The sequence below is a fragment of the Pseudomonas sp. C6002 genome (assembly GCF_013385805.1).
GTDB lineage: Bacteria > Pseudomonadota > Gammaproteobacteria > Pseudomonadales > Pseudomonadaceae > Aquipseudomonas.
Genome location: NZ_JACAPH010000039.1, coordinates 73,546 through 95,882 on the forward strand (window position 1 = coordinate 73,546; position 22,337 = coordinate 95,882).

The window sequence follows — 22,337 nt, forward strand, 5'->3', positions numbered from 1 at the left end:
CCCCATGTCCGAGCCACGCAAGATCCTCGTCACCAGCGCCCTGCCCTATGCCAATGGTTCTATCCACCTTGGCCATATGCTTGAGTACATCCAGACCGATATGTGGGTGCGCTTCCAGAAGCATCGCGGCAATCAATGCATTTATGTCTGCGCGGACGACGCCCACGGTTCGGCCATCATGTTGCGCGCCGAGAAGGAAGGGATCACCCCGGAACAACTGATCGCCAATGTCCAGGCTGAACACAGCGCCGACTTTGCCGAGTTCCTGGTGGATTTCGATAACTTCCACTCGACCCACTCCGACGAAAACCGCGAGCTGTCGAGCCAGATCTACCTGCGCCTCAAGGACGCCGGGCACATTGCCACGCGTTCGATCACCCAGTATTTCGACCCGGAAAAGAAAATGTTCCTGGCCGACCGCTTCATCAAGGGCACCTGCCCGAAATGCGGCACTGAGGACCAGTACGGCGACAACTGCGAGAAATGCGGCGCCACTTACGCGCCCACCGACCTGAAGGATCCGAAGTCGGCCATCTCCGGCGCCACCCCGGTACTCAAGGATTCCCAGCACTTCTTCTTCAAGCTCCCGGATTTCCAGCAGATGCTGCAAACCTGGACCCGCAGCGGCACCCTGCAGGACGCCGTGGCGAACAAGATCGCCGAATGGCTGGACGCCGGCCTGCAACAGTGGGACATCTCCCGCGATGCGCCGTACTTCGGCTTTGAGATCCCGGGCGAGCCAGGCAAGTACTTCTACGTGTGGCTGGACGCGCCGATCGGCTACATGGCCAGCTTCAAGAACCTGTGCGACCGCACGCCGGAGCTGGACTTCGACGCGTTCTGGAACAAGGACTCCACGGCCGAGCTGTACCACTTCATCGGCAAGGACATCGTCAACTTCCACGCGCTGTTCTGGCCTGCAATGCTTGAAGGTTCGGGCTATCGCAAGCCAACCGGCATTGCCGTGCACGGTTACCTGACGGTCAACGGCCAGAAGATGTCCAAGTCCCGTGGCACCTTTATCAAGGCGCGCACCTACCTGGACCACCTGTCGCCGGAATACCTGCGCTACTACTACGCCTCCAAGCTGGGCCGTGGTGTCGACGACCTGGACCTGAACCTGGAAGACTTCGTACAGAAGGTCAACTCGGACCTGGTGGGCAAGGTCGTCAACATCGCCAGCCGTTGCGCCGGGTTTATCCAAAAGGGCAACGCCGGGGTGCTGGTGGCTGAAAATGCCGCACCTGAGTTGACCGATGCATTCCTGGCCGCCGCGCCGAGCATCGCCGATGCCTATGAAGCTCGCGACTTTGCCCGGGCCATGCGCGAAATCATGGGCCTGGCCGACCGCGCCAACGCCTGGATCGCCGACAAGGCGCCGTGGTCGCTGAACAAGCAGGAAGGCAAGCAGGCTGAAGTCCAGGCGATCTGCGCCACGGGCGTCAACCTGTTCCGTCAGTTGGTGATCTTCCTCAAGCCGGTGTTGCCATTGCTGGCAGCCGACGCCGAGGCGTTCCTCAATGTGCCGCCGCTGATCTGGAATGACCATGCGACACTGCTCGGCAACCATCAGTTGAATGAGTTCAAGCCGCTGATGACCCGTATCGACCCGGTAAAAGTGCAGGCCATGACCGACGCATCGAAAGAAGACCTCGAGGCCAGCAAGACCGATACCGGCGACGCTGCACCTGCGGGCAATGGCGAACTGGCGAAAGATCCGTTGTCGCCGGAAATCGACTTCGACGCCTTCGCTGCGGTGGACTTGCGGGTGGCCCTGATCCTCAAGGCCGAAGCCGTGGAAGGCGCCGACAAGCTGCTGCGCCTGACCCTGGACATCGGTGATGAACAACGCAACGTGTTCTCGGGGATCAAGAGCGCCTATCCGGACCCATCCAAGCTCGATGGTCGCCTGACCATGATGATCGCCAACCTCAAGCCGCGGAAAATGAAGTTCGGTATCTCCGAAGGCATGGTGATGGCGGCCGGCCCTGGCGGTGAAGAGATCTACCTGTTGAGCCCGGACAGCGGCGCCAAGCCGGGTCAGCGCATCAAGTAACAATGGCTAACTGCCTCATGGTCTCGGCCATGGGGCGGTTTCAGCTAGTACCCCCTCCTCGCTTGCCGGATAATCGGATTCTGTTTGCTGTCGGCCCGTTGTTGGCTGTGGCTTTTCCGGGTTCCAACGCAATGATCAAACCATGAGCCTGATTCAACGTATCGACGCCCTGCTGCCGCAAACCCAGTGTGGCAAATGTGGGCATCCTGGCTGCAAGCCCTACGCAGAAGGCATTGCCCAAGGCGAGGCGATCAACAAGTGCCCTCCGGGCGGCCAGGAAACCATTACAGGCCTGGCGCAGCTGTTGAAGCTCCCGGTGCTGGAGTTGGACACATCTCGAGGGGAAGCGCCCGCACAGATCGCGTTTATCCGTGAAGCGGAGTGCATCGGCTGTACCAAATGCATCCAGGCCTGCCCGGTGGACGCTATCGTCGGTGCTGCCAAATTGATGCACACGGTGATTGTCGACGAGTGCACGGGTTGCGACCTGTGTGTAGCACCCTGCCCGGTTGATTGCATCGAAATGCGTCCGTTGAGCACCGTGGTACCGATTGTCGGCGGGCTGGCCTCCAATGATCATGAACGCGAGGCACGCAGCCTCAAGCGCGACCGGGCCCGGCGACGGTTTGAACAGCGCAACGCGCGGCTGCAACGCGAAGAGGAACAGAAACTTGCCGAACGCCAGGCACGCTCCAAGCGCGCCGCCCCGGTAGCTGCGGCCACGGTCAACCCGGTCCAGGCGGCCATTGAGCGGGTTCGTGCACAAAAAGCCGCGGCCATGGACGCCGCCTTGAAGAAGGCCAAGATCAACCTGGCCATGAGCCGCGCCCAATTGCACAAATCCCTGAAAGCTTTCGGCCACCCGCCGACCTTTGAACAGCAGTCGCAGTTGATCATTCTGCAACAGCACTTCGAAACGGCAGAGCAGGCGCTTGCGGCACTGGTGGTGGCTGATGCCCGCACCTGAACCCCTTGAGCACCGGCCCCACGTGATGAAGCGTGTACTGCCGGTGCACGCCGCGTTTATCCTGCTCGGGTTATTGGGCCCGTTTTTCGTAACCACACTGACTGTCCGCAAGGAACCGCTCGCCCCATGAACGCCGCAAAACGCCTGGAAATTTTCCGCCGGCTTCACGAAGACAACCCGGAACCGAAAACCGAACTGGCCTACTCCTCGCCGTTCGAGTTGCTGATCGCCGTGATTCTCTCGGCCCAGTCCACAGACGTCGGCGTCAACAAGGCCACCGCCAAGTTGTATCCGGTGGCGAACACCCCGGAGGCGATCTACGCGCTGGGGGTTGAGGGCTTGTCCGAATACATCAAGACCATCGGCCTGTACAACAGCAAGGCGAAGAATGTCATCGAGACATGCCGGCTGCTGGTGGAACTGCACGGCAGCGAAGTACCGCAAACGCGCGAAGCCCTGGAAGCCCTTCCGGGTGTTGGCCGAAAAACCGCCAATGTGGTGCTCAATACGGCATTTCGCCAGTTGACCATGGCGGTGGACACGCACATCTTTCGGGTCAGCAACCGAACCGGTATTGCCCGCGGAAAAAATGTGGTGGAGGTGGAAAAACAGCTGATGAAGTTCGTGCCCAAGCCGTATCTGCTGGACTCGCATCACTGGTTGATCCTTCACGGACGCTATGTCTGCCAGGCCCGCAAGCCGCGCTGTGGCAGCTGCCGCATCGAAGACCTGTGCGAATACAAGGAAAAGACTTCCGACGATTGAGCCATCATTGCTTTTATCGATGAGTCGATTGAAAAAATCTTTTTTACCAGGCCCGAGATTATCGTTATAAGGAGCGCCAACGGCAGTCTTAGCCTGGAGTTAACCTTATGAGCACTGGCAAAGAACAACTGGATGTAGAAGACGACGTTGTTGGCGCTGAATCCGACGATGATGCAGCAGAAGCACCGGTAGAGGTGGCCAAGACCAATTTGAGCAAACGCCGCACCATCGACAACCTTCTGGAAGAGCGGCGCTTGCAAAAACAGTTGGCCGATTACGACTTCGATCTCTAATCGATCCAACGATAAACAGAAGCCTCCCTTGCGGAGGCTTTTTTCTGACTGGATGTAAATGTGAGGCCGGCCTACACCAGGCCGTTTCGCTGGGCCAGCTCGATCAAGTCCACCAGCGAGCGGGCGTTGAGCTTGAGCAGCAAGCGGGTCTTGTAGGTGCTCACAGTCTTGTTGCTCAGGAACATGCCATCGGCGATCTCTTTGTTGGTCTTGCCGCGGGCCAACTGCTGCAACACCATCATCTCCCGGCCGGACAGGCGCTCGACCATGTCCGCTTCGCTGGCGTTACCCATTGTGGAGCGCACCGAGTTCAACGCCTGGTTGGGGAAGTAGCTGTACCCGCACAGCACCGCCTTGACCGCGCTCAACAGCTCGGTGAGATCCTGTTGCTTGCACACGTAGCCGGCAGCACCCGCCTGCATGCACCGCATCGAGAAATGCCCGGGCGCCTGGGACGTCAGCACCAGCACCTTGAAGGGATGTGCCTGTTTGGTTGATGACAGCCGGCATATAACTTCCAGGCCATCGAGTTTGGGAATTCCAATGTCCAGTATGACAATGTCCGGCATATGCTCGCGCGCAAGTTGCAAGGCATCGACACCGTTATCGGTCTCGGCAACGACCTCATAACTATGACGTTCCATTAGCATACGCACAGCAAGACGAATGACGGGATGATCATCCACGATCAGCACTTTATTCATGGGCAAGTCCAATTTCGCTGTTCGAATTATTAAGAGTAAGCACAATAGCCTAGTCGTTTCTCGCTTGGCATAGCGCTCCCCCCCAAGCAACAGCAAGCAGAGACCTAACCCACAAAGACATAGGATTTAACCTACAAAAAAACGCCAGATCGGAGCTATCCAGTTTTGTTGGGGCTTTCAGAACTTTCCGAGCACAAACATATTTTGAGTGAAAATTCCCAGGATTACGCGGGCCCGGGTAAACGCGCCGTACACAAGTTTCAGGAAATGCCCCTTGTGCGCTGTCAGAAGACCTGTGAACCCGGAGGGAAATCGGGTTTTTAAAAGTTCCATTCGACATAATTACTAACGCTCCATAAATCCTACAGGCATGTCAGCATCTGACATATTCGCGGTACATTTCTGAGTGAATTTTCTGTAGTACATAGTTCCTGCCTACAAGAAAAAATCTCACTTTCAACAATGCATCACTTATCGAGCGAAATTAATAAACATTGCCCCCGTAAAAATATAAACACTCCAGATCATCTCCTGGAGTACCTGAACTTTTTCGAAGCGAACAATAAACACAGGCGCGCGCCCGATGATTCCGGATGTATTTTCAACCAAAAAAAATGGCCCCTTGAGGGGCCATTTTTCATTGCAACTTACAACACTCAGAACAACTTGCGACCTTTGTTGGCCGCAATGCGCATGCGCAACGCGTTCAGCTTGATGAAGCCTGCCGCGTCTGCCTGGTTGTAGGCGCCGCCATCTTCTTCAAAAGTGGCGATGTTGGCGTCGAACAACGACTCATCGGACTTGCGACCGGTCACGATCACGTTGCCCTTGTACAGCTTCAGGCGCACAACGCCGTTCACGTGGACCTGGGAAGCGTCGATCATCTGTTGCAGCATCAGACGCTCAGGGCTCCACCAGTAGCCGGTGTAGATCAGGCTGGCGTACTTGGGCATCAACTCGTCTTTGAGGTGAGCCACTTCACGGTCCAGGGTGATGGACTCAATGGCGCGGTGAGCGCGCAGCATGATGGTGCCGCCCGGGGTTTCGTAGCAACCACGGGACTTCATGCCCACGTAACGGTTCTCGACGATGTCGAGGCGGCCGATACCGTGTTCGCCACCGATACGGTTCAAGGTCGCCAGTACGGTGGCCGGGGTCATTTCGACGCCGTCCAGCGCGACGATGTCGCCGTTGCGGTAGGTCAGTTCCAGGTACTGGGCCTTGTCAGGAGCGTTCTCCGGGGAGACGGTCCATTTCCACATGTCTTCTTCGTGCTCGGTCCAGGTGTCTTCCAGCACGCCGCCTTCATAGGAGATGTGCAGCAAGTTGGCGTCCATCGAGTACGGGGACTTCTTCTTGCCGTGACGCTCGATCGGGATCGCGTGCTTTTCGGCGTAGTCCATCAGCTTTTCACGGGACAGCAGGTCCCATTCACGCCACGGAGCAATCACTTTTACGCCTGGCTTCAAGGCGTAGGCGCCCAGTTCGAAACGCACCTGGTCGTTGCCCTTGCCGGTGGCGCCATGGGAAATGGCGTCGGCGCCGGTTTCGTTGGCGATTTCGATCAGGCGCTTGGCGATCAGCGGACGTGCGATGGAAGTACCCAGCAGGTACTCGCCTTCGTAGACAGTGTTGGCGCGAAACATCGGGAAAACGAAATCGCGGACGAACTCTTCGCGCAGGTCGTCAATGTAGATCTCTTTCACGCCCATGGCTTGCGCCTTGGCACGTGCAGGTTCGACTTCTTCGCCCTGACCCAGGTCAGCGGTGAAGGTCACCACTTCACAGTTATAAGTATCCTGCAGCCACTTGAGGATCACCGAAGTGTCCAGGCCGCCGGAATACGCGAGAACGACCTTGTTTACGTCGGCCATGCCATCACTCCACGGGGTTGTACGGAAAGGCGTCGATTCTACCGACCAAAACCGTGAAATTACAGAGGCGCGACAGCAAATGAAGATAAAGCGACAGATTATGTCGAGCGGGCGACGAAACGTCGCACCTTATGAGGTGGCGGCAGCGTTGCCTGGCGCCTTGGCCTGGGGCGCCGGTTTCTCGGGGGCTGCCACCCGTTCGAGCTGAATATTCACCCGGCGGTTTTTCGCCCGGTTGGCCGCGTTGGTGTTCGGCGCCAGCGGATAGCTTTCGCCATGAAAGCGCAGGGTAATCTGCGATTCCTGGATGCCATTGGCCTTGAAGTAGTCCATCACCGCCAATGCACGACGCCGTGAAACATCGCGATTGGTCAGGCGATTGCCGCTGTTGTCGGAGTGGCCATTCAACTCGACGTGGTTAACCGTCGGGTCGGCTTTCATGAACTCGAGAATCACCGAGAGCTTTTTCCTGGCCGCCGCGTCCAGTTCGATGCCGCCACCCGGGAAACCCACCTCGGTCTGTTTGACCTGCTCGAAATTCATCGGCAGCAGCTTGGTAGTGCAGAGTTGGTAGTCGTTGTAGGCCTTGCTGAATTTCGCCGGCAGCAGGCGGATCTCTGAGTAACCGCCGTCGCGGCTATAGTGGCGCACCGTCGGGCTGCGCCCTTCGAGCAGGCCGGTAAACAAACGCCCGGCCTGGGCCTGGGAGCTGTTGAACAGCACATCGCCACTGCCGACACGCACCGCCCCCAGGTTGATATCGCCACGCCCCGGCTGCCACGGCGCAGCCGCCGCCAACAGGGTTGCGGAACCGGCACCCAACGAGCCGTTAAAGGCTTTCAGGCGAAACGTCGCCTGCTCGCCGGCCCGGCGCACGAACTCGCCCGAGCCGAAATCGGTGATCGGCTGGGTCAAGCGGCACTCGAATTTATCGCCCTCCACTTTCCACTCAATATTCTCCAGACGTGTCTGGAACGTGAGGGCCATCGCGGGCAGGCTGGCGAAAACACTGAGCAGGGCTAGATAATGCTGGCGCACGGGAGGCTCCACTGGTTTCTACAACACATCAAGGCGTCATACATCGTTAAGGCATACCCAGGGATATCGGTCGCATCCTGCAAAACTTGATAGCGAGTGCCTGCAAGAGTCTTTTCCGGTAGCATTCCCACCAGATTGACCCGCCTGGAATCCCCAATGTCCGACCGCCTGACCCTGCTGCGTCCCGACGACTGGCATATTCATCTTCGCGATGGTGCTGCGTTGCCCCAAACCGTGGCCGATGTAGCGCGCACGTTTGGCCGCGCCATCATCATGCCTAACCTGGTACCTCCGGTGCGTAACGCCGCGGAAGCCGACGCCTATCGCCAGCGCATTCTCGCTGCACGACCGGCCGGCAGCCGCTTCGAACCGTTGATGGTGCTGTACCTGACCGACCGCACCCAGCCCGAAGAAATCCGCCAGGCCAAGGCCAGTGGTTTCGTGCACGCCGCCAAGCTGTACCCGGCCGGCGCGACCACCAACTCCGATTCCGGCGTCACCAGTATCGACAAGATCCTGCCGGCCATCGAAGCCATGGCCGAAGTGGGCATGCCGTTGCTGATCCACGGTGAAGTCACCCGTGGCGATGTCGATGTGTTCGATCGTGAAAAGATCTTCATCGACGAGCACATGCGCCGAGTTGTCGAGCTGTTCCCAACCCTCAAGGTGGTGTTCGAGCACATCACCACCGCCGATGCCGTGCAGTTCGTCACCGAGGCTTCGGCCAACGTCGGCGCGACCATCACCGCGCATCACCTGCTGTACAACCGCAACCACATGCTGGTGGGCGGGATTCGGCCGCACTTCTATTGCCTGCCGATTCTCAAGCGCAACACGCACCAGGTAGCGCTGCTCGATGCCGCCACCAGTGGCAGCGAGAAATTTTTCCTCGGTACCGACTCTGCACCTCACGCCCAACACGCCAAGGAAGCCGCGTGTGGTTGTGCCGGTTGCTATACCGCCTATGCGGCGATCGAGTTGTATGCCGAAGCGTTCGAACAACGCAACGCCCTGGACAAGCTTGAAGGGTTCGCCAGCCTCAACGGCCCGCGTTTCTATGGCCTGCCGGCGAATACCGACCGCATTACCCTGGTCCGTGAAGACTGGACCGCCCCCACCAGCCTGCCGTTTGGCGAGCTGACCGTTATCCCGCTGCGCGCCGGTGAAACACTGCGCTGGCGCCTGCTGGAGGAACACCCGTGAGTGAAGACCATTACGACGACGACCAGGAACACGGCGGCGGTGGTGGCGGTTCCCGTCACCCGATGGCCGAGCGTTTCCGTGGCTACCTGCCGGTTGTCATCGACGTAGAAACCGGCGGCTTCAATTGCGCCACTGACGCGCTGCTGGAAATCGCCGCCACGACCATCGGCATGGATGAACAGGGTTTCGTGTTCCCGGAACACACCCACTTCTTCCGCGTCGAGCCGTTCGAAGGTGCCAACATCGAAGCGGCGGCCCTGGAGTTCACCGGGATCAAGCTTGATCACCCACTGCGCATGGCCGTCAGTGAAGAAGCGGCGCTGACCGACATCTTCCGTGGCGTACGCAAGGCCCTGAAGGCCAATGGCTGCAAACGCGCGATCCTGGTGGGCCACAACAGCAGCTTCGACCTGGGCTTCCTCAACGCCGCCGTGGCGCGCCTGGACATGAAACGCAACCCGTTTCACCCGTTCTCCAGCTTCGATACTGCGACCCTGGCCGGTTTGGCCTATGGCCAGACCGTGCTGGCGAAGGCCTGCCAGGCTGCCGGTATCGACTTCGACGGTCGTGAGGCCCACTCGGCTCGCTACGACACCGAGAAGACCGCCGAGCTGTTCTGCGGCATCGTCAACCGTTGGAAACAGATGGGCGGCTGGGAAGACTTCGGCGACTGAAGCCAAATCCCGCACATAAAAAAACCGGCCTTCTCAGGCCGGTTTTTTTGCTTCGAACGTGGCTTACAGCTTGCCAGCGTTCTCGGTCAGGTAAGCCGCAACGCCTTCTGGCGAAGCGTTCATGCCCTTGTCGCCTTTTTTCCAGTTGGCAGGGCAAACTTCGCCGTGCTCTTCGTGGAATTGCAGGGCGTCGACCAGACGGATCAGCTCTTCCATGTTACGGCCCAGCGGCAGGTCGTTGATGATCTGCGAGCGTACAACGCCCTTGTCGTCGATCAGGAACGCGCCACGGAATGCCACGCCGCCTTCGGACTCAACGTCGTAGGCCTTGGCGATGTCGTGCTTCATGTCGGCAGCCATGGTGTATTTGACTTTGCCGATGCCGCCATCATTGATGGCGGTGTTGCGCCAGGCGTTGTGGGTGAAATGGGAGTCGATGGAAACGGCAACCACTTCAACATTACGCGCCTTGAAATCGTCCATGCGGTGATCCAGGGCGATCAGCTCCGATGGGCAGACGAAGGTGAAGTCCAGCGGGTAGAAGAACACCAGGCCGTATTTGCCTTTGATGGCTTCAGACAGTTTGAAGCTGTCTACGATTTCGCCATTGCCGAGGACGGCGGGTACGTCGAAATCCGGGGCTTGTTTGCCGACGAGTACGCTCATTGGGTATCTCCTGATGGTGGTGACTGAAGTAAAAGGATCCGTCCCAGTGTGCCGCAGCTAAACGACAAGCCTGTGACGTGATCACGCTTCGTGAAGACCGACCATCATACCGGAAAAAAGCCGTTCGTCAGTGAAGCCGCGTGCAAACACCAAGGCTTGAGAAACTACTTTGACAATCATTCTCGTTAACATTAAGATCCGTCGCACTTAAGCCTTAAACCGCGATGGTTCTCCCTTATGTATGTCTGCCTTTGCACTGGCGTCACCGACGGACAAATCCGCGAAGCAATCTACGAAGGTTGCTGCAGCTACAAGGAGGTACGTGAAACCACCGGCGTTGCCAGCCAATGCGGCAAATGCGCCTGCCTCGCCAAGCAAGTGGTACGGGAAACCCTGACGCAGCTGCAAACTGCCCAGGCTGCGATCCCCTACTCAGCAGAATTTACACACGCTTAATCAGCGTGTTTTAAAGAACCGGACTTAGTGTCCGGTTTTTTTATGCCCGAAATTCAAACAGTTAGCGCCAAGACGCGGAACACAAACATTCTTATTCCGATTAATTTTCATTTATTATTCAATAACTTAGGTTTGACAGTAGTAAATGCGCAGCTCAAACTCCGCCTTATATACAGCGAATACAGGGCAGGACCCCAATCATGAAAGGCGACATCACAGTCATCCAGCAACTCAACAAAATCCTTGCCAATGAACTGGTCGCGATCAATCAGTACTTCCTGCATGCGCGCATGTATGACGATTGGGGCCTGGAAAAGCTGGGCAAGCGTGAATACAAAGAATCCATCAAGGCCATGAAGGACGCTGACGCGCTGATCAAGCGCATCCTGTTCCTGGAAGGCCTGCCGAACGTGCAGGACCTGGGCAAGCTGAACATCGGCGAGCACACCCAGGAAATGATCAACTGCGACCTGAACTTCGAGCGCAAGAGCCACACCGACCTGAAGGCCGCCATTGCCCATTGCGAATCCAAGGGCGACTTCGGCAGCCGTGAACTGCTGGAAGATATCCTTGAAGACCAGGAAGAACACATCGACTGGCTGGAAACCCAAATCGGCCTGATCGACAAAGTGACTATCGAGAATTACCTGCAATCGCAGATGGGTGAATAACCCTTCAATTCCCGGCCACTAAAAAGCCCCGCTCTCTTTCGAGAAGCGGGGCTTTTTATTGCCGCGGCCTAAAACAAATCAGGCTTCGGTCTTCGCAGCTGCTTTGGCCGCTGCGTCTTTGATCAGTGCCTGCAACGAACCATCAGCCGCCATTTCGGTGATGATGTCGCTACCGCCGACCAGCTCACCGGCAACCCACAGCTGCGGGAAGGTTGGCCAGTTGGCGTACTTCGGCAGGTTGGCGCGGATTTCCGGGTTCTGCAGGATATCCACGTAGGCGAACTTCTCGCCACATTGCATGATTGCCTGGGAAGCCTTTGCGGAGAAGCCACACTGGGGAGCGTTAGGGGCGCCCTTCATGTAAAGCAGAATAGTGTTGTTGGCAATCTGCTCTTTGATCGTTTCGATGATATCCATGGAACACCTCGGCTGGAACTTTCCGACTCATGGGTCGGCACGGTGGCGCATTGTAACGCAAACCCCAGCGTGACGCTCGGACTCCCCGACAGACAATCCTTACGCCGCCGCCACCTGCACCGGCACGCCGTTCAACGCTGCGTTGCCCGACAGCTCATCCAGTTGCCGCTCATCCGTCAGGTCATTCGCGCTCGCCCCCGGCTGCCCGCTGGCGATGGTCATCTGCACGCCAGGGCGGCCGTGGCCCCAACCGTGAGGCAGGCTGACCACGCCGGGCATCATGTCGAGACTGGCCAACACTTCCACCTCGATCATGCCGATCCGCGAGCTGACCCGTACCCGCTGCCCGTCAGTCAACTGGCGATGGGCAAGGTCATCCGGATGCATCAGCAGTTGATGGCGAGGCTTGCCCTTCACCAGCCGGTGGTAGTTATGCATCCAGGAGTTGTTGCTGCGCACATGCCGGCGGCCGATCAGCAGCAACTCATTCACCTCGGGCACCGGCTGCGCGGCAAAGCGCGCCAGGTCGGCGAGGATTACCGATGGTGCGGCCTGCAGATGGCCATTGGCGGTTTTCAGGCGGCCTGCGAGGTTGGGTTTCAGCGGCCCGAGGTCCAGGCCATGAGGGTGATCGGCCAGCGCGGCAATGGACAACCTGTCACCATAAGGCCCGGCCCGCAGCCCGAAGTCGATCATCTGCGCAGGCGGCATCGTCGGTTTGAGTGTATTACCCGTCTTCTCGGCAAACGCCCGGGCCAGGCCGACGAAGATTTCCCAGTCATGCAACGCACCCTCGGGTTTCGGCAGGATGGCGCGATTGAAACGGGTGACGTTACGCACCGCGAACATATTGAAGGTGGTGTCGTAGTGATCGTTTTCCAGGGCCGAGGTGGACGGCAGGATCAGGTCGGCATAACGCGTGGTCTCGTTGATATACAGGTCGATGCTGACCATGAACTCCAGGCCATCCAGCGCCTGCTCCAGTTGCCGGCCGTTGGGCGTGGAGAGCACCGGATTGCCCGCCACCGTCACCAGCGCACGGATTTGCCCTTCACCCTCAGTGAGCATTTCTTCAGCCAGTGCCGATACCGGCAGCTCGCCCCCGTACTCGGGTCGCCCGGAAACCCGGCTTTGCCAGCGATTGAAATGCCCGCCGGAGGTGGAAGCCACCAGGTCGACTGCCGGCGTGGTGCACAAGGCCCCGCCGACTCGATCCAGATTACCGGTCACCAGGTTGATCAACTGCACCAGCCAATGGCACAGCGTGCCGAACGCCTGGGTCGAAACGCCCATGCGGCCATAACACACCGCTGTGTCGGCCGCAGCGAAGTCCCGGGCCAACTGGCGGATCTGCTCGGCGGGCACCGCACATTGACGGCTCATGGCCTCGGCGGTGAATCCGGCCACGGCGTGGCGCACGTCATCCAGGCCGTCCACCGGCAGGTGACTGTCACGGGTCAGGTTCTCGGCAAACAGTGTATTGAGCAATCCGAACAACAACGCCGCATCACCGCCCGGGCGCACGAACAGATGCTGGTCGGCCATCGCCGCCGTCTCGCTGCGGCGCGGATCAACCACCACGACTTTGCCGCCGCGAGCCTGGATGGCCTTCAGGCGCTTCTCTACATCCGGCACGGTCATGATGCTGCCGTTGGACGCCAGCGGGTTGCCGCCGAGGATCAGCATGAAATCGGTATGGTCGATGTCCGGGATCGGCAGCAACAGGCCGTGGCCGTACATCAGGTGGCTGGTGAGGTGGTGGGGTAACTGGTCCACCGAGGTGGCGGAAAAACGATTGCGGGTCTTCAGCTGGCCAAGGAAGTAGTTGCTATGGGTCATCAGGCCATAGTTGTGCACGCTCGGATTGCCCTGGTACACCGCCACAGCATTCTGCCCGTGACGCGTCTGAATCGCGGCCAGGCGCTCGGCTACAAGTACAAAGGCGTCTTCCCACGGGATCGGCTGCCATTCGCTGCCCACCCGCAACATGGGCTGGTGCAGGCGGTCCGGGTCATTCTGGATGTCTTGCAGGGCCACGGCCTTGGGGCAGATATGGCCACGGCTGAACGTATCCAGGGGGTCGCCCTTGATCGAGGTGATCGCCAGGCTTGCGTCTTCGCCCTGGGTAGTTTCCAGTGTGAGGCCGCAGATGGCTTCGCACAGATGGCAGGCACGGTGGTGGAGAGTCTTGGTCATGGCCAGTCTCTTTTATTGTGGGCTAGGCGCTTCGGACGAAAACTATGGCCCGCCCGGGGCAGCAGCGCCAGTAACGTTCGTCGTGTGAATCCAGAGGCATCAGGCCAGGCCATGAGGAAACATCAGGAAATGTTTCAGAAGCCTTCGGCAGCCCGCTGAAACCGACGCAGCCCGGCCTCAGCCCGCCCTCACGCATTGCAATGTGGCGCAGCGCCAGTGTACAAATGACCCGCTGCTGTCAGGAAACAGGCTTCAAAAGCGCCCTCCCCGCGTCCTTGAACTCCCCTAAAAACTGTAGCCCTATTGGTAAGACGCGACATTTAATTATAAGATCGCGCCTTCCCCTATTTCGTCGCCCCGTGCGGCTTTCGCCGCAGGTCTCGCCCGTTTTCAAAATAAACCAGGCTTTGAGTATCTGCGGTCTGTTGCAAAAAGGTAGTTAATGATGAGCGCAAGGCACTTTCTCTCCCTGATGGATTGCACGCCCGAAGAGCTGGTCAGCGTGCTCCGTCGAGGCATTGAGCTTAAAGACCTGCGTAACCGCGGCGTACTGTTCGAGCCTTTGAAAAACCGCGTGCTCGGGATGATTTTCGAGAAGTCGTCCACCCGCACCCGCGTGTCTTTCGAAGCCGGCATGATTCAGCTCGGCGGCCAGGCTATCTTCCTGTCACCTCGCGATACCCAACTGGGCCGTGGCGAGCCGATCAGCGATTGCGCGATCGTGATGTCGAGCATGCTGGATGCGGTGATGATCCGTACCTTCGCCCACAGCACCCTGACCGAATTTGCCGCCAACTCCCGAGTGCCCGTGATCAACGGCCTGTCCGATGACCTGCACCCCTGCCAGTTGCTGGCCGACATGCAAACCTTCCTCGAACAGCGCGGCTCGATCCAGGGCAAGACCGTGGCCTGGATCGGCGACGGCAACAACATGTGCAACAGCTATATAGAAGCGGCGATCCAGTTCGACTTCAAATTGCGCGTTGCCTGCCCTGAAGGCTACGAGCCGGATGCACGCTTCCTGGCCGAGGCCGGCGACCGCGTGACCATCGTCCGCGACCCGCGTGAGGCGGTCATCGGCGCACACCTGGTGAGCACCGACGTGTGGACCTCCATGGGCCAGGAAGAGGAAACCGCCAAGCGCCTCAAGCTCTTCGCCCCGTTCCAGGTCACCCGCGCCCTGCTCGACCTGGCCGCGCCGGACGTGCTGTTCATGCACTGCCTGCCCGCCCACCGTGGCGAAGAAATCAGTCTCGACCTGCTGGACGATCAACGTTCAGTAGCCTGGGCCCAGGCGGAAAACCGCCTGCACGCACAAAAAGCCCTGCTCGAGTTTCTGGTTGCGCCGGCGTACCGTCCTGCATGAGCCAGCCATTACTGCTGAACCTGCGCAATCTGGCATGCGGCTATCAAGACCAACGGGTGGTGCAGAACCTCAATCTGCACCTCAACGCCGGCGACATCGGTTGCCTGCTGGGCTCCTCGGGCTGCGGCAAGACCACCACGCTGCGAGCGATTGCCGGGTTTGAGCCGGTGCATGAAGGCGAGATCAGCCTGGCAGGCGAAGTCATCTCCAGCGCCGGTTTCACACTGGCTCCGGAGAAACGTCGGATCGGCATGGTGTTCCAGGACTACGCGCTGTTTCCACACCTCAGCGTGGCCGACAACATCGCCTTCGGCATTCGCAAGCACCCGCAAAAAGAGCGTGTGGTCGCTGAATTGCTGGAACTGGTGAACCTGAAAAACCTCGGCAAGCGCTTCCCCCACGAACTCTCGGGCGGCCAGCAGCAACGCGTCGCCCTGGCTCGCGCCCTGGCGCCGGAACCGCAATTGTTGCTGCTGGACGAACCCTTCTCCAACCTCGACGGCGAACTGCGGCGCAAACTCAGCCACGAAGTACGCGATATCCTCAAGGCGCGGGGCACCAGTGCGATTCTGGTGACCCACGACCAGGAAGAAGCCTTCGCAGTGAGTGACCATGTCGGTGTGTTCAAGGAGGGTCGCCTGGAGCAGTGGGATACACCCTACAACCTCTATCACGAACCGCTGACACCCTTTGTCGCCAGCTTCATTGGCCAGGGTTACTTCATTCGCGGGCAGTTGAACACGCCGGAATCGGTTACCACCGAACTGGGGGAGTTGCGCGGCAATCGTGCCTACACCTGGCCAACCGGCGGCGCGGTGGATGTGTTGCTGCGCCCGGACGACATCGTTTATGCACCGGACAGCGCCTTGAAGGCGCGGATTGTCGGCAAGACGTTCCTCGGCGCGTCGACCCTGTATCGCTTGCAGCTGCCGACAGGCGCTCAGCTGGAGTCGATCTTCCCCAGCCACGCCGATCACTTGGTCGGTGCCGACGTGGGCATTCGCGTGGCAGCCGAGCACCTGGTGTTGTTCCAGGCCTCAGGCAGCACCGCAGCACAAATCCCTCAGGTTGAGTCAGGCGTTCGACGCTACAGCACCGCCTCCTGACGTCAACGCATCACGCCCGGCCAATTTCCGCGAACTTGGCCTGGGTGTGTTCGGCCAGCACTGTCGCTGCCAACTCCACCTCAAGCCCCCTTCTCCCCGCACTGATAAAAATTGTCGGAAACGACTGCGCCGTCACATCGATGAAGGTGCGCAGGCGTTTCTTCTGCCCCAGCGGGCTGATGCCGCCCAACAAGTAACCGGTGGCCCGTTGCGCCGCTGCCGGGTCTGCCATCTCGACCTTTTTTACCCCTGCCGCCTGCGCCAACGCCTTTAAATCCAAACTTCCGACGACCGGCACAACCGCCACCAGCAGCTCGGCTTTTTCACTGCTGGCCAGCAGGGTCTTGAACACCTGCGCCGGGTCCAGGCCCAATTTTTCCGCGGCCTCCAGACCATAGGACGCTGCCTTGGGGTCATGTTCGTAACTGTGAATTCGATGTTCGGCGCGAACTTTTTTCAACAGGTCCAATGCGGGCGTCATGTGGGCTCCAGGCTTGGCAAAAAGGTGAAAAAACAGACAGCCAATTCTAGGCCAACAACAAGCAAAAGGCTCTAGTCCGAAGCCCTCTGCCACGCGCTCACGCGCACCTTCCCTGCCGCTTCCCGCGCCCACGGCACGATCATTCACCACACCAATAATTACAAAATGACCGATCGTTCACTTTCGACCTTTGACAGCCGTCATTCTTGTCTATATTTTTTCGTTTACGAATACTGTAGGAATGCACCTACAGATTCACAGCAGTAAGCCGCGAACAGGATGGGGATCCTCGCCACGGTGAAAATCGCCGATTGCCCGCTGCGGCAAAACGCCAGACAACAACAAAAACAGAGGTTTTCCATGACAACTGCTCTTCAACAGCCTTCACTTTCAAGTCAATGCATGGCCGAATTCCTGGGCACTGCGTTGCTGATCTTCTTCGGTACCGGATGTGTTGCTGCGCTCAAGGTCGCGGGTGCCAGCTTTGGGTTGTGGGAAATCAGTATCATCTGGGGGATCGGCGTCAGCATGGCGATCTACCTGAGCGCCGGTATTTCCGGGGCTCACCTGAATCCGGCGGTCAGTATCGCGCTGTGTATCTTTGCCGATTTCGACAAGCGCAAACTGCCGTTCTACATCATCGCCCAGGTCGCCGGGGCCTTCTGTTCGGCCGCGTTGGTTTACACGCTCTACAGCAACCTGTTTTTCGATTACGAACAAACCCACCACATGATTCGCGGCACCCAGGCCAGCCTGGAACTGGCGTCGGTGTTCTCCACCTACCCGCATCCGCTGCTGGGCACGGCCCAGGCGTTCCTGGTGGAAATGGTCATCACCGCGATCCTGATGGGCGTGATCATGGCCCTGACCGACGACAACAACGGCCTGCCCCGCGGCCCGTTGGCGCCGCTGCTGATTGGTTTGCTGATCGCCGTGATTGGCAGTGCCATGGGCCCGCTGACCGGCTTTGCGATGAACCCGGCCCGTGACTTCGGCCCCAAGCTGATGACCTTTTTCGCCGGTTGGGGTGAAATGGCTTTCACTGGCGGGCGCGACATTCCTTACTTCCTGATTCCGATCTTTGCGCCGATTGTCGGCGCCTGCCTCGGTGCTGCCGCCTATCGCGGGCTGATTGCCCGTCACCTGCCCAGCGCCGCACCTGCTACAACTGATGCAACCGAAGCGGCTGCCACCGCCAAAACCCGTACTTCCTGATGCGATAGCCTGGACCGTACTGCCCTTTTGCGGCCCAGGCTGTTTACTGACTTCCCTATTCTCCGTCCAAGGCAATCGACATGACCGACATTCAGAATAAGAACTACATCATTGCCCTCGATCAGGGCACCACCAGTTCCCGGGCGATCATCTTCGATCGTGACGCCAACGTGGTCTGCACCGCCCAGCGTGAATTCACCCAGCATTACCCGCAAGCCGGCTGGGTCGAACATGACCCGATGGAGATTTTCGCCACCCAGAGCGCGGTGATGGTCGAGGCCCTGGCACAAGCGGGCCTGCACCATGACCAAGTCGCGGCCATCGGTATCACCAACCAGCGTGAAACCACCGTGGTCTGGGACAAAATCACCGGCCGTCCGATCTACAACGCGATCGTCTGGCAATGCCGCCGCAGCACCGAGATCTGCCAGCAGCTCAAGCGCGACGGTCACGAGCAATACATCAACGACACCACCGGCCTGGTCACAGACCCGTACTTCTCCGGCACCAAGCTCAAGTGGATCCTCGACAACGTCGAAGGCAGCCGCGAACGTGCGCGTAACGGCGAGCTGCTGTTCGGCACCATCGACAGCTGGCTGATCTGGAAATTTACCGGCGGCAAGACCCACGTCACCGACTACACCAACGCCTCGCGCACCATGCTCTTCAACATCCACACGCTGGAGTGGGATGCGAAGATGCTGGAGATTCTCGACGTGCCGCGCGAAATGCTGCCGGAAGTGAAGTCTTCCTCGGAAATCTATGGTCGCACCAAAAGCGGTATCGCCATCGGCGGTATCGCCGGTGACCAACAGGCGGCGCTGTTTGGCCAAATGTGCGTAGAACCGGGCCAGGCGAAAAACACCTACGGCACCGGCTGCTTCCTGCTGATGAACACCGGCGACAAGGCGGTGAAATCCAAGCACGGCATGCTCACCACCATCGCCTGCGGCCCGCGTGGCGAAGTGGCCTACGCCCTGGAAGGCGCCGTGTTCAACGGCGGTTCCACCGTGCAATGGCTGCGTGATGAGTTGAAGATCATCGCCGATGCCACCGACACCGAATACTTCGCCGGCAAGGTCAAGGACAGCAACGGCGTGTACCTGGTGCCAGCCTTCACCGGCCTGGGCGCTCCGTACTGGGACCCGTATGCCCGTGGTGCGCTGTTCGGCCTGACCCGTGGTGTACGCGTGGATCACATCATTCGTGCAGCCCTGGAGTCGATTGCCTACCAGACCCGCGACGTACTCGATGCCATGCAGCAGGATTCCGGCGAACGCCTCAAATCCCTGCGGGTAGACGGTGGCGCGGTCGCCAACAACTTCCTGATGCAGTTCCAGGCCGACATCCTCGGTACCCAGGTTGAACGCCCACAAATGCGCGAAACCACCGCGTTGGGCGCCGCCTACCTGGCCGGCCTGGCGTGCGGTTTCTGGGGCAGCCTGGACGAACTGCGTGGCAAGGCGGTAATCGAGCGTCAATTCGAACCGCAGCTGGAAGAAGCGGCGAAGGAAAAACTCTACGCCGGCTGGCAGAAAGCGGTCAGCCGCACCCGCGACTGGGAACCCCACGAAGGCGCTGAATAAGCCAAGCGCCGGACGCGCATAGGGTTGTAACTGGCAGGGAGCAGATTCCTGCGTCATCATGGGCCACTTTTTACGGCAGCCCAAAGGACGCACCATGAATCTGCCTCCCCGCCAGCAACAAATCCTCGAACTGGTTCGCGAACGCGGCTATGTGAGTATCGAGGAAATGGCGCAGCTCTTCGTTGTCACCCCGCAAACCATCCGCCGCGATATCAATCAACTGGCGGAAGCCAATCTGTTGCGCCGCTACCATGGCGGCGCAGCCTATGACTCCAGCGTTGAAAACACCGCGTACGCCATGCGTGCCGACCAGATGCGCGACGAAAAACAGCGCATCGGCGAAGCCATCGCCGCGCAAATCCCCGATCACGCCTCGCTGTTTATCAACATCGGTACCACCACCGAATCGATCGCGCGTGCGCTGCTTAACCACAGCCACCTGAAAATCATCACCAATAACCTCAACGTCGCCATGATGCTGAGTGCCAAAGACGACTTCGACGTACTCCTGACCGGCGGCAACGTGCGCCGGGATGGCGGTGTGGTAGGCCAGGCCAGCGTCGATTTCATCAACCAGTTCAAGGTCGATTTCGCTCTGGTGGGCATTAGCGGTATCGATGAAGACGGCAGCCTTCTGGACTTCGATTATCAGGAAGTACGGGTTTCCCAGGCGATCATTGCCAATGCGCGCAAGGTGATCCTGGCGGCGGACTCCAGCAAATTCGGGCGCAACGCCATGATTCGCCTGGGACCGATCAGCTTGATCGATTGTTTAGTCACCGATCAGCAGCCGGTCCCGGCACTGGTGCAACTGTTGAATCAGCACAAGATTCGACTGGAAGTGGTGTAAGCCTATACAGGGGGTGTCCTGCCCCCTGATGTTCACAAATTTTCCTTTGTTTGCCCTTCGATCAGTATTTTCAATCGAAGCGGGCTGGCTGTACCTGCGTTTATAAGCTACCATTTTCGCAAATGAACATTTATGTTCGAATTCCAATACGAAAAAGATTGCGAGGCCAGCCGATGAACCCTTCTACCTTGCCTGCCCCACCGCTTGCCGAAGTCTATGACGTCGCCGTTATCGGTGGCGGGATCAATGGCGTCGGGATTGCAGCAGACGCAGCCGGTCGCGGTTTGTCGGTATTCCTTTGCGAAAAGGACGACCTGGCCAGCCACACTTCCTCCGCGAGCAGCAAGCTGATCCACGGTGGCCTGCGCTACCTGGAGCATTACGAATTCCGCCTGGTGCGCGAAGCCCTGGCTGAACGTGAGGTGCTGTTGGCCAAGGCCCCGCACATCGTCAAGCAGATGCGCTTTGTATTGCCTCACCGCCCGCACCTGCGTCCGGCATGGATGATTCGCGCCGGCCTGTTCCTGTATGACCATCTGGGCAAGCGGGAAAAACTCGAAGGCTCCAAGAGCCTCAAGTTCGGCCCCGACAGTCCGCTGAAAAGCGAAATCACCAAAGGCTTCGAATACTCCGATTGCTGGGTCGACGACGCCCGCCTTGTAGTACTCAACGCCATGGCTGCGCGGGAAAAGGGTGCGCACATCCACACCCAGACCCGTTGCGTCAGCGCACACCGCAGCAAGGGCCTGTGGGAAATGAACATGGAACGTGCCGACGGCAGCCTGTTCTCGATCCGCGCCCGAGCGCTGGTGAACGCCGCCGGCCCGTGGGTGGCCAAGTTCATCAAGGATGACTTGAAGCTGGATTCGCCCTACGGCATCCGTCTGATCCAGGGCAGCCACCTGATCGTACCGAAGCTGTATGAAGGCGCCCACGCGCACATCCTGCAGAACGAAGACCAGCGTATCGTCTTCACCATTCCGTACCTGAATCACCTGACCATCATCGGCACCACCGACCGCGAATACACCGGCGACCCGGCGAAAGTGGCGATTACCGAAGGTGAAACCGACTACATGCTCAACGTGGTCAACGCGCACTTCAAGAAACAACTGAGCCGCGATGACATCGTGCACACCTATTCCGGCGTGCGCCCGCTGTGCAACGACGAGTCCGACAACCCGTCGGCCGTGACCCGCGACTACACCCTGGCGCTGTCCGGCACCTCGGGCGAGGCGCCGTTGCTGTCGGTGTTCGGCGGCAAGCTGACCACCTACCGCAAGCTGGCCGAATCGGCGATGGCACAACTGGCGCCTTACTTCACGCAGATGCGCCCAAGCTGGACGGCTACAGCCACCCTGCCCGGCGGCGAAAACATGAGCACGCCAGAAGCCCTGGCCGATGCAATCCGTAGCAAATACGACTGGGTGCCGAGCGAGATTGCCCGTCGCTGGTCCACCACTTACGGCAGCCGCACCTGGCGCCTGCTGGAAGGCGTGCAATCGCTGGCGGACATGGGTGACCACCTCGGTGGCGGCCTGTACACCCGCGAAGTCGATTACCTGTGCGCTGAAGAATGGGCCACTCAGCCCCAGGACATCCTGTGGCGCCGCAGCAAGCTGGGCCTGTTCACCACGCCGCAGGAGCAGGAGAACGTGCAGCGTTACCTGTCCAAGGTTGAGCACAACCGCGGCAAGATCGAAGCGGCCTGATCAGCCCGACGTAAAAAAGCCCCTGCACCGAAAGGTCCAGG

20 protein-coding genes and 1 pseudogene are annotated in these 22,337 nt (G+C 59.2%); 14 read left to right on the forward strand and 7 right to left on the reverse strand.

Annotated features, from left to right (window positions below):
- Positions 1 to 4 precede the first annotated feature (4 nt).
- The 4 genes and pseudogenes from metG to HX817_RS27570 all read left to right on the forward strand — a co-directional run bounded on the left by metG (position 5) and on the right by HX817_RS27570 (position 4,081).
- Positions 5 to 2,056: a methionine--tRNA ligase gene (gene metG, locus HX817_RS27555; protein WP_177041862.1), complete on the forward strand. Its 2,052-nt coding sequence runs from the start codon at positions 5 to 7 to the stop codon at positions 2,054 to 2,056.
- Between the two features lie 121 nt (positions 2,057 to 2,177).
- A pseudogene (rsxB, locus tag HX817_RS27560) lies at positions 2,178 to 2,999 on the forward strand (electron transport complex subunit RsxB); the annotation flags it as partial.
- 150 nt (positions 3,000 to 3,149) lie between these two features.
- Complete coding sequence (nth, locus tag HX817_RS27565; protein WP_010170146.1) at positions 3,150 to 3,788, forward strand: endonuclease III; 639 nt, start codon at positions 3,150 to 3,152, stop codon at positions 3,786 to 3,788.
- 107 nt (positions 3,789 to 3,895) lie between these two features.
- The gene (locus tag HX817_RS27570; protein ID WP_003208696.1) at positions 3,896 to 4,081 is read left to right on the forward strand and encodes a PA3496 family putative envelope integrity protein; all 186 of its coding nucleotides are present in this window, start codon (positions 3,896 to 3,898) and stop codon (positions 4,079 to 4,081) included.
- 71 nt (positions 4,082 to 4,152) lie between these two features.
- Here HX817_RS27570 and HX817_RS27575 read toward each other — a convergent pair whose 3' ends face one another.
- From HX817_RS27575 to HX817_RS27585, 3 genes are all read right to left on the reverse strand, one after another.
- Positions 4,153 to 4,785, reverse strand: coding sequence for a response regulator transcription factor (locus tag HX817_RS27575; protein WP_003208698.1), 633 nt, complete (start codon positions 4,783 to 4,785; stop codon positions 4,153 to 4,155).
- Between the two features lie 656 nt (positions 4,786 to 5,441).
- Positions 5,442 to 6,659 (reverse strand): argininosuccinate synthase, encoded by a 1,218-nt coding sequence (locus HX817_RS27580; RefSeq protein ID WP_003208700.1) that lies wholly within the window; start codon positions 6,657 to 6,659, stop codon positions 5,442 to 5,444.
- Positions 6,660 to 6,788: 129 nt separating this feature from the next.
- Positions 6,789 to 7,697: an OmpA family protein gene (locus HX817_RS27585; RefSeq protein WP_087695280.1), complete on the reverse strand. Its 909-nt coding sequence runs from the start codon at positions 7,695 to 7,697 to the stop codon at positions 6,789 to 6,791.
- Between the two features lie 156 nt (positions 7,698 to 7,853).
- Here HX817_RS27585 and pyrC point away from each other — a divergent pair, with 156 nt between their 5' ends.
- Together pyrC and rnt are read left to right on the forward strand one after the other, a co-directional pair.
- Positions 7,854 to 8,900 (forward strand): dihydroorotase, encoded by a 1,047-nt coding sequence (gene pyrC, locus HX817_RS27590; protein WP_003208703.1) that lies wholly within the window; start codon positions 7,854 to 7,856, stop codon positions 8,898 to 8,900.
- Positions 8,897 to 9,574: a ribonuclease T gene (rnt, locus tag HX817_RS27595; RefSeq protein WP_003208704.1), complete on the forward strand. Its 678-nt coding sequence runs from the start codon at positions 8,897 to 8,899 to the stop codon at positions 9,572 to 9,574. Before pyrC ends, rnt begins: the two co-directional genes overlap by 4 nt.
- 63 nt (positions 9,575 to 9,637) lie before the next feature.
- On the opposite strand, the gene HX817_RS27600 is transcribed toward rnt, so the two are convergent.
- Positions 9,638 to 10,240: a peroxiredoxin gene (locus HX817_RS27600; protein ID WP_003172097.1), complete on the reverse strand. Its 603-nt coding sequence runs from the start codon at positions 10,238 to 10,240 to the stop codon at positions 9,638 to 9,640.
- 237 nt (positions 10,241 to 10,477) lie between these two features.
- Here HX817_RS27600 and HX817_RS27605 point away from each other — a divergent pair, with 237 nt between their 5' ends.
- Together HX817_RS27605 and bfr are read left to right on the forward strand one after the other, a co-directional pair.
- Entirely contained in the window at positions 10,478 to 10,696 is a 219-nt protein-coding gene (locus HX817_RS27605; protein ID WP_003208706.1) for a bacterioferritin-associated ferredoxin, read from the forward strand.
- 200 nt (positions 10,697 to 10,896) lie between these two features.
- Positions 10,897 to 11,367 (forward strand): bacterioferritin, encoded by a 471-nt coding sequence (gene bfr / locus HX817_RS27610; protein ID WP_008433502.1) that lies wholly within the window; start codon positions 10,897 to 10,899, stop codon positions 11,365 to 11,367.
- 78 nt (positions 11,368 to 11,445) lie between these two features.
- Here bfr and grxD read toward each other — a convergent pair whose 3' ends face one another.
- Together grxD and HX817_RS27620 are read right to left on the reverse strand one after the other, a co-directional pair.
- Positions 11,446 to 11,784, reverse strand: a complete 339-nt coding sequence (gene grxD, locus HX817_RS27615; protein WP_003208710.1) for a Grx4 family monothiol glutaredoxin — start codon at positions 11,782 to 11,784, stop codon at positions 11,446 to 11,448.
- 99 nt (positions 11,785 to 11,883) lie between these two features.
- Positions 11,884 to 13,980, reverse strand: coding sequence for a molybdopterin oxidoreductase family protein (locus HX817_RS27620; protein ID WP_177036168.1), 2,097 nt, complete (start codon positions 13,978 to 13,980; stop codon positions 11,884 to 11,886).
- Between the two features lie 445 nt (positions 13,981 to 14,425).
- Between HX817_RS27620 and argF the strand changes: the two genes are divergently transcribed.
- Both argF and HX817_RS27630 read left to right on the forward strand, forming a co-directional pair.
- Positions 14,426 to 15,346 carry an ornithine carbamoyltransferase gene (gene argF / locus HX817_RS27625; RefSeq protein ID WP_134327267.1) on the forward strand — a complete coding sequence of 307 codons (921 nt, stop codon included), beginning with the start codon at positions 14,426 to 14,428 and terminating at the stop codon, positions 15,344 to 15,346.
- Positions 15,343 to 16,452, forward strand: coding sequence for an ABC transporter ATP-binding protein (locus tag HX817_RS27630; protein ID WP_008433494.1), 1,110 nt, complete (start codon positions 15,343 to 15,345; stop codon positions 16,450 to 16,452). Before argF ends, HX817_RS27630 begins: the two co-directional genes overlap by 4 nt.
- 10 nt (positions 16,453 to 16,462) lie before the next feature.
- Here the strand turns inward: HX817_RS27630 and ybaK are convergent, their stop codons facing one another.
- Entirely contained in the window at positions 16,463 to 16,933 is a 471-nt protein-coding gene (gene ybaK / locus HX817_RS27635; protein ID WP_003208718.1) for a Cys-tRNA(Pro) deacylase, read from the reverse strand.
- 360 nt (positions 16,934 to 17,293) lie between these two features.
- Between ybaK and HX817_RS27640 the strand changes: the two genes are divergently transcribed.
- From HX817_RS27640 to glpD, 4 genes are all read left to right on the forward strand, one after another.
- Positions 17,294 to 18,148: an MIP/aquaporin family protein gene (locus tag HX817_RS27640; RefSeq protein WP_008433490.1), complete on the forward strand. Its 855-nt coding sequence runs from the start codon at positions 17,294 to 17,296 to the stop codon at positions 18,146 to 18,148.
- Between the two features lie 80 nt (positions 18,149 to 18,228).
- A complete protein-coding gene (glpK, locus tag HX817_RS27645; protein ID WP_003208721.1) occupies positions 18,229 to 19,734 on the forward strand; it encodes a glycerol kinase GlpK in 1,506 nt (501 codons plus the stop codon).
- Between the two features lie 94 nt (positions 19,735 to 19,828).
- Positions 19,829 to 20,584, forward strand: coding sequence for a DeoR/GlpR family transcriptional regulator (locus tag HX817_RS27650; protein WP_003208723.1), 756 nt, complete (start codon positions 19,829 to 19,831; stop codon positions 20,582 to 20,584).
- Positions 20,585 to 20,757: 173 nt separating this feature from the next.
- On the forward strand, positions 20,758 to 22,296 hold the full coding sequence (gene glpD / locus HX817_RS27655) for a glycerol-3-phosphate dehydrogenase (RefSeq protein WP_008433488.1): 1,539 nt from the start codon (positions 20,758 to 20,760) through the stop codon (positions 22,294 to 22,296).
- Positions 22,297 to 22,337: the final 41 nt, after the last annotated feature.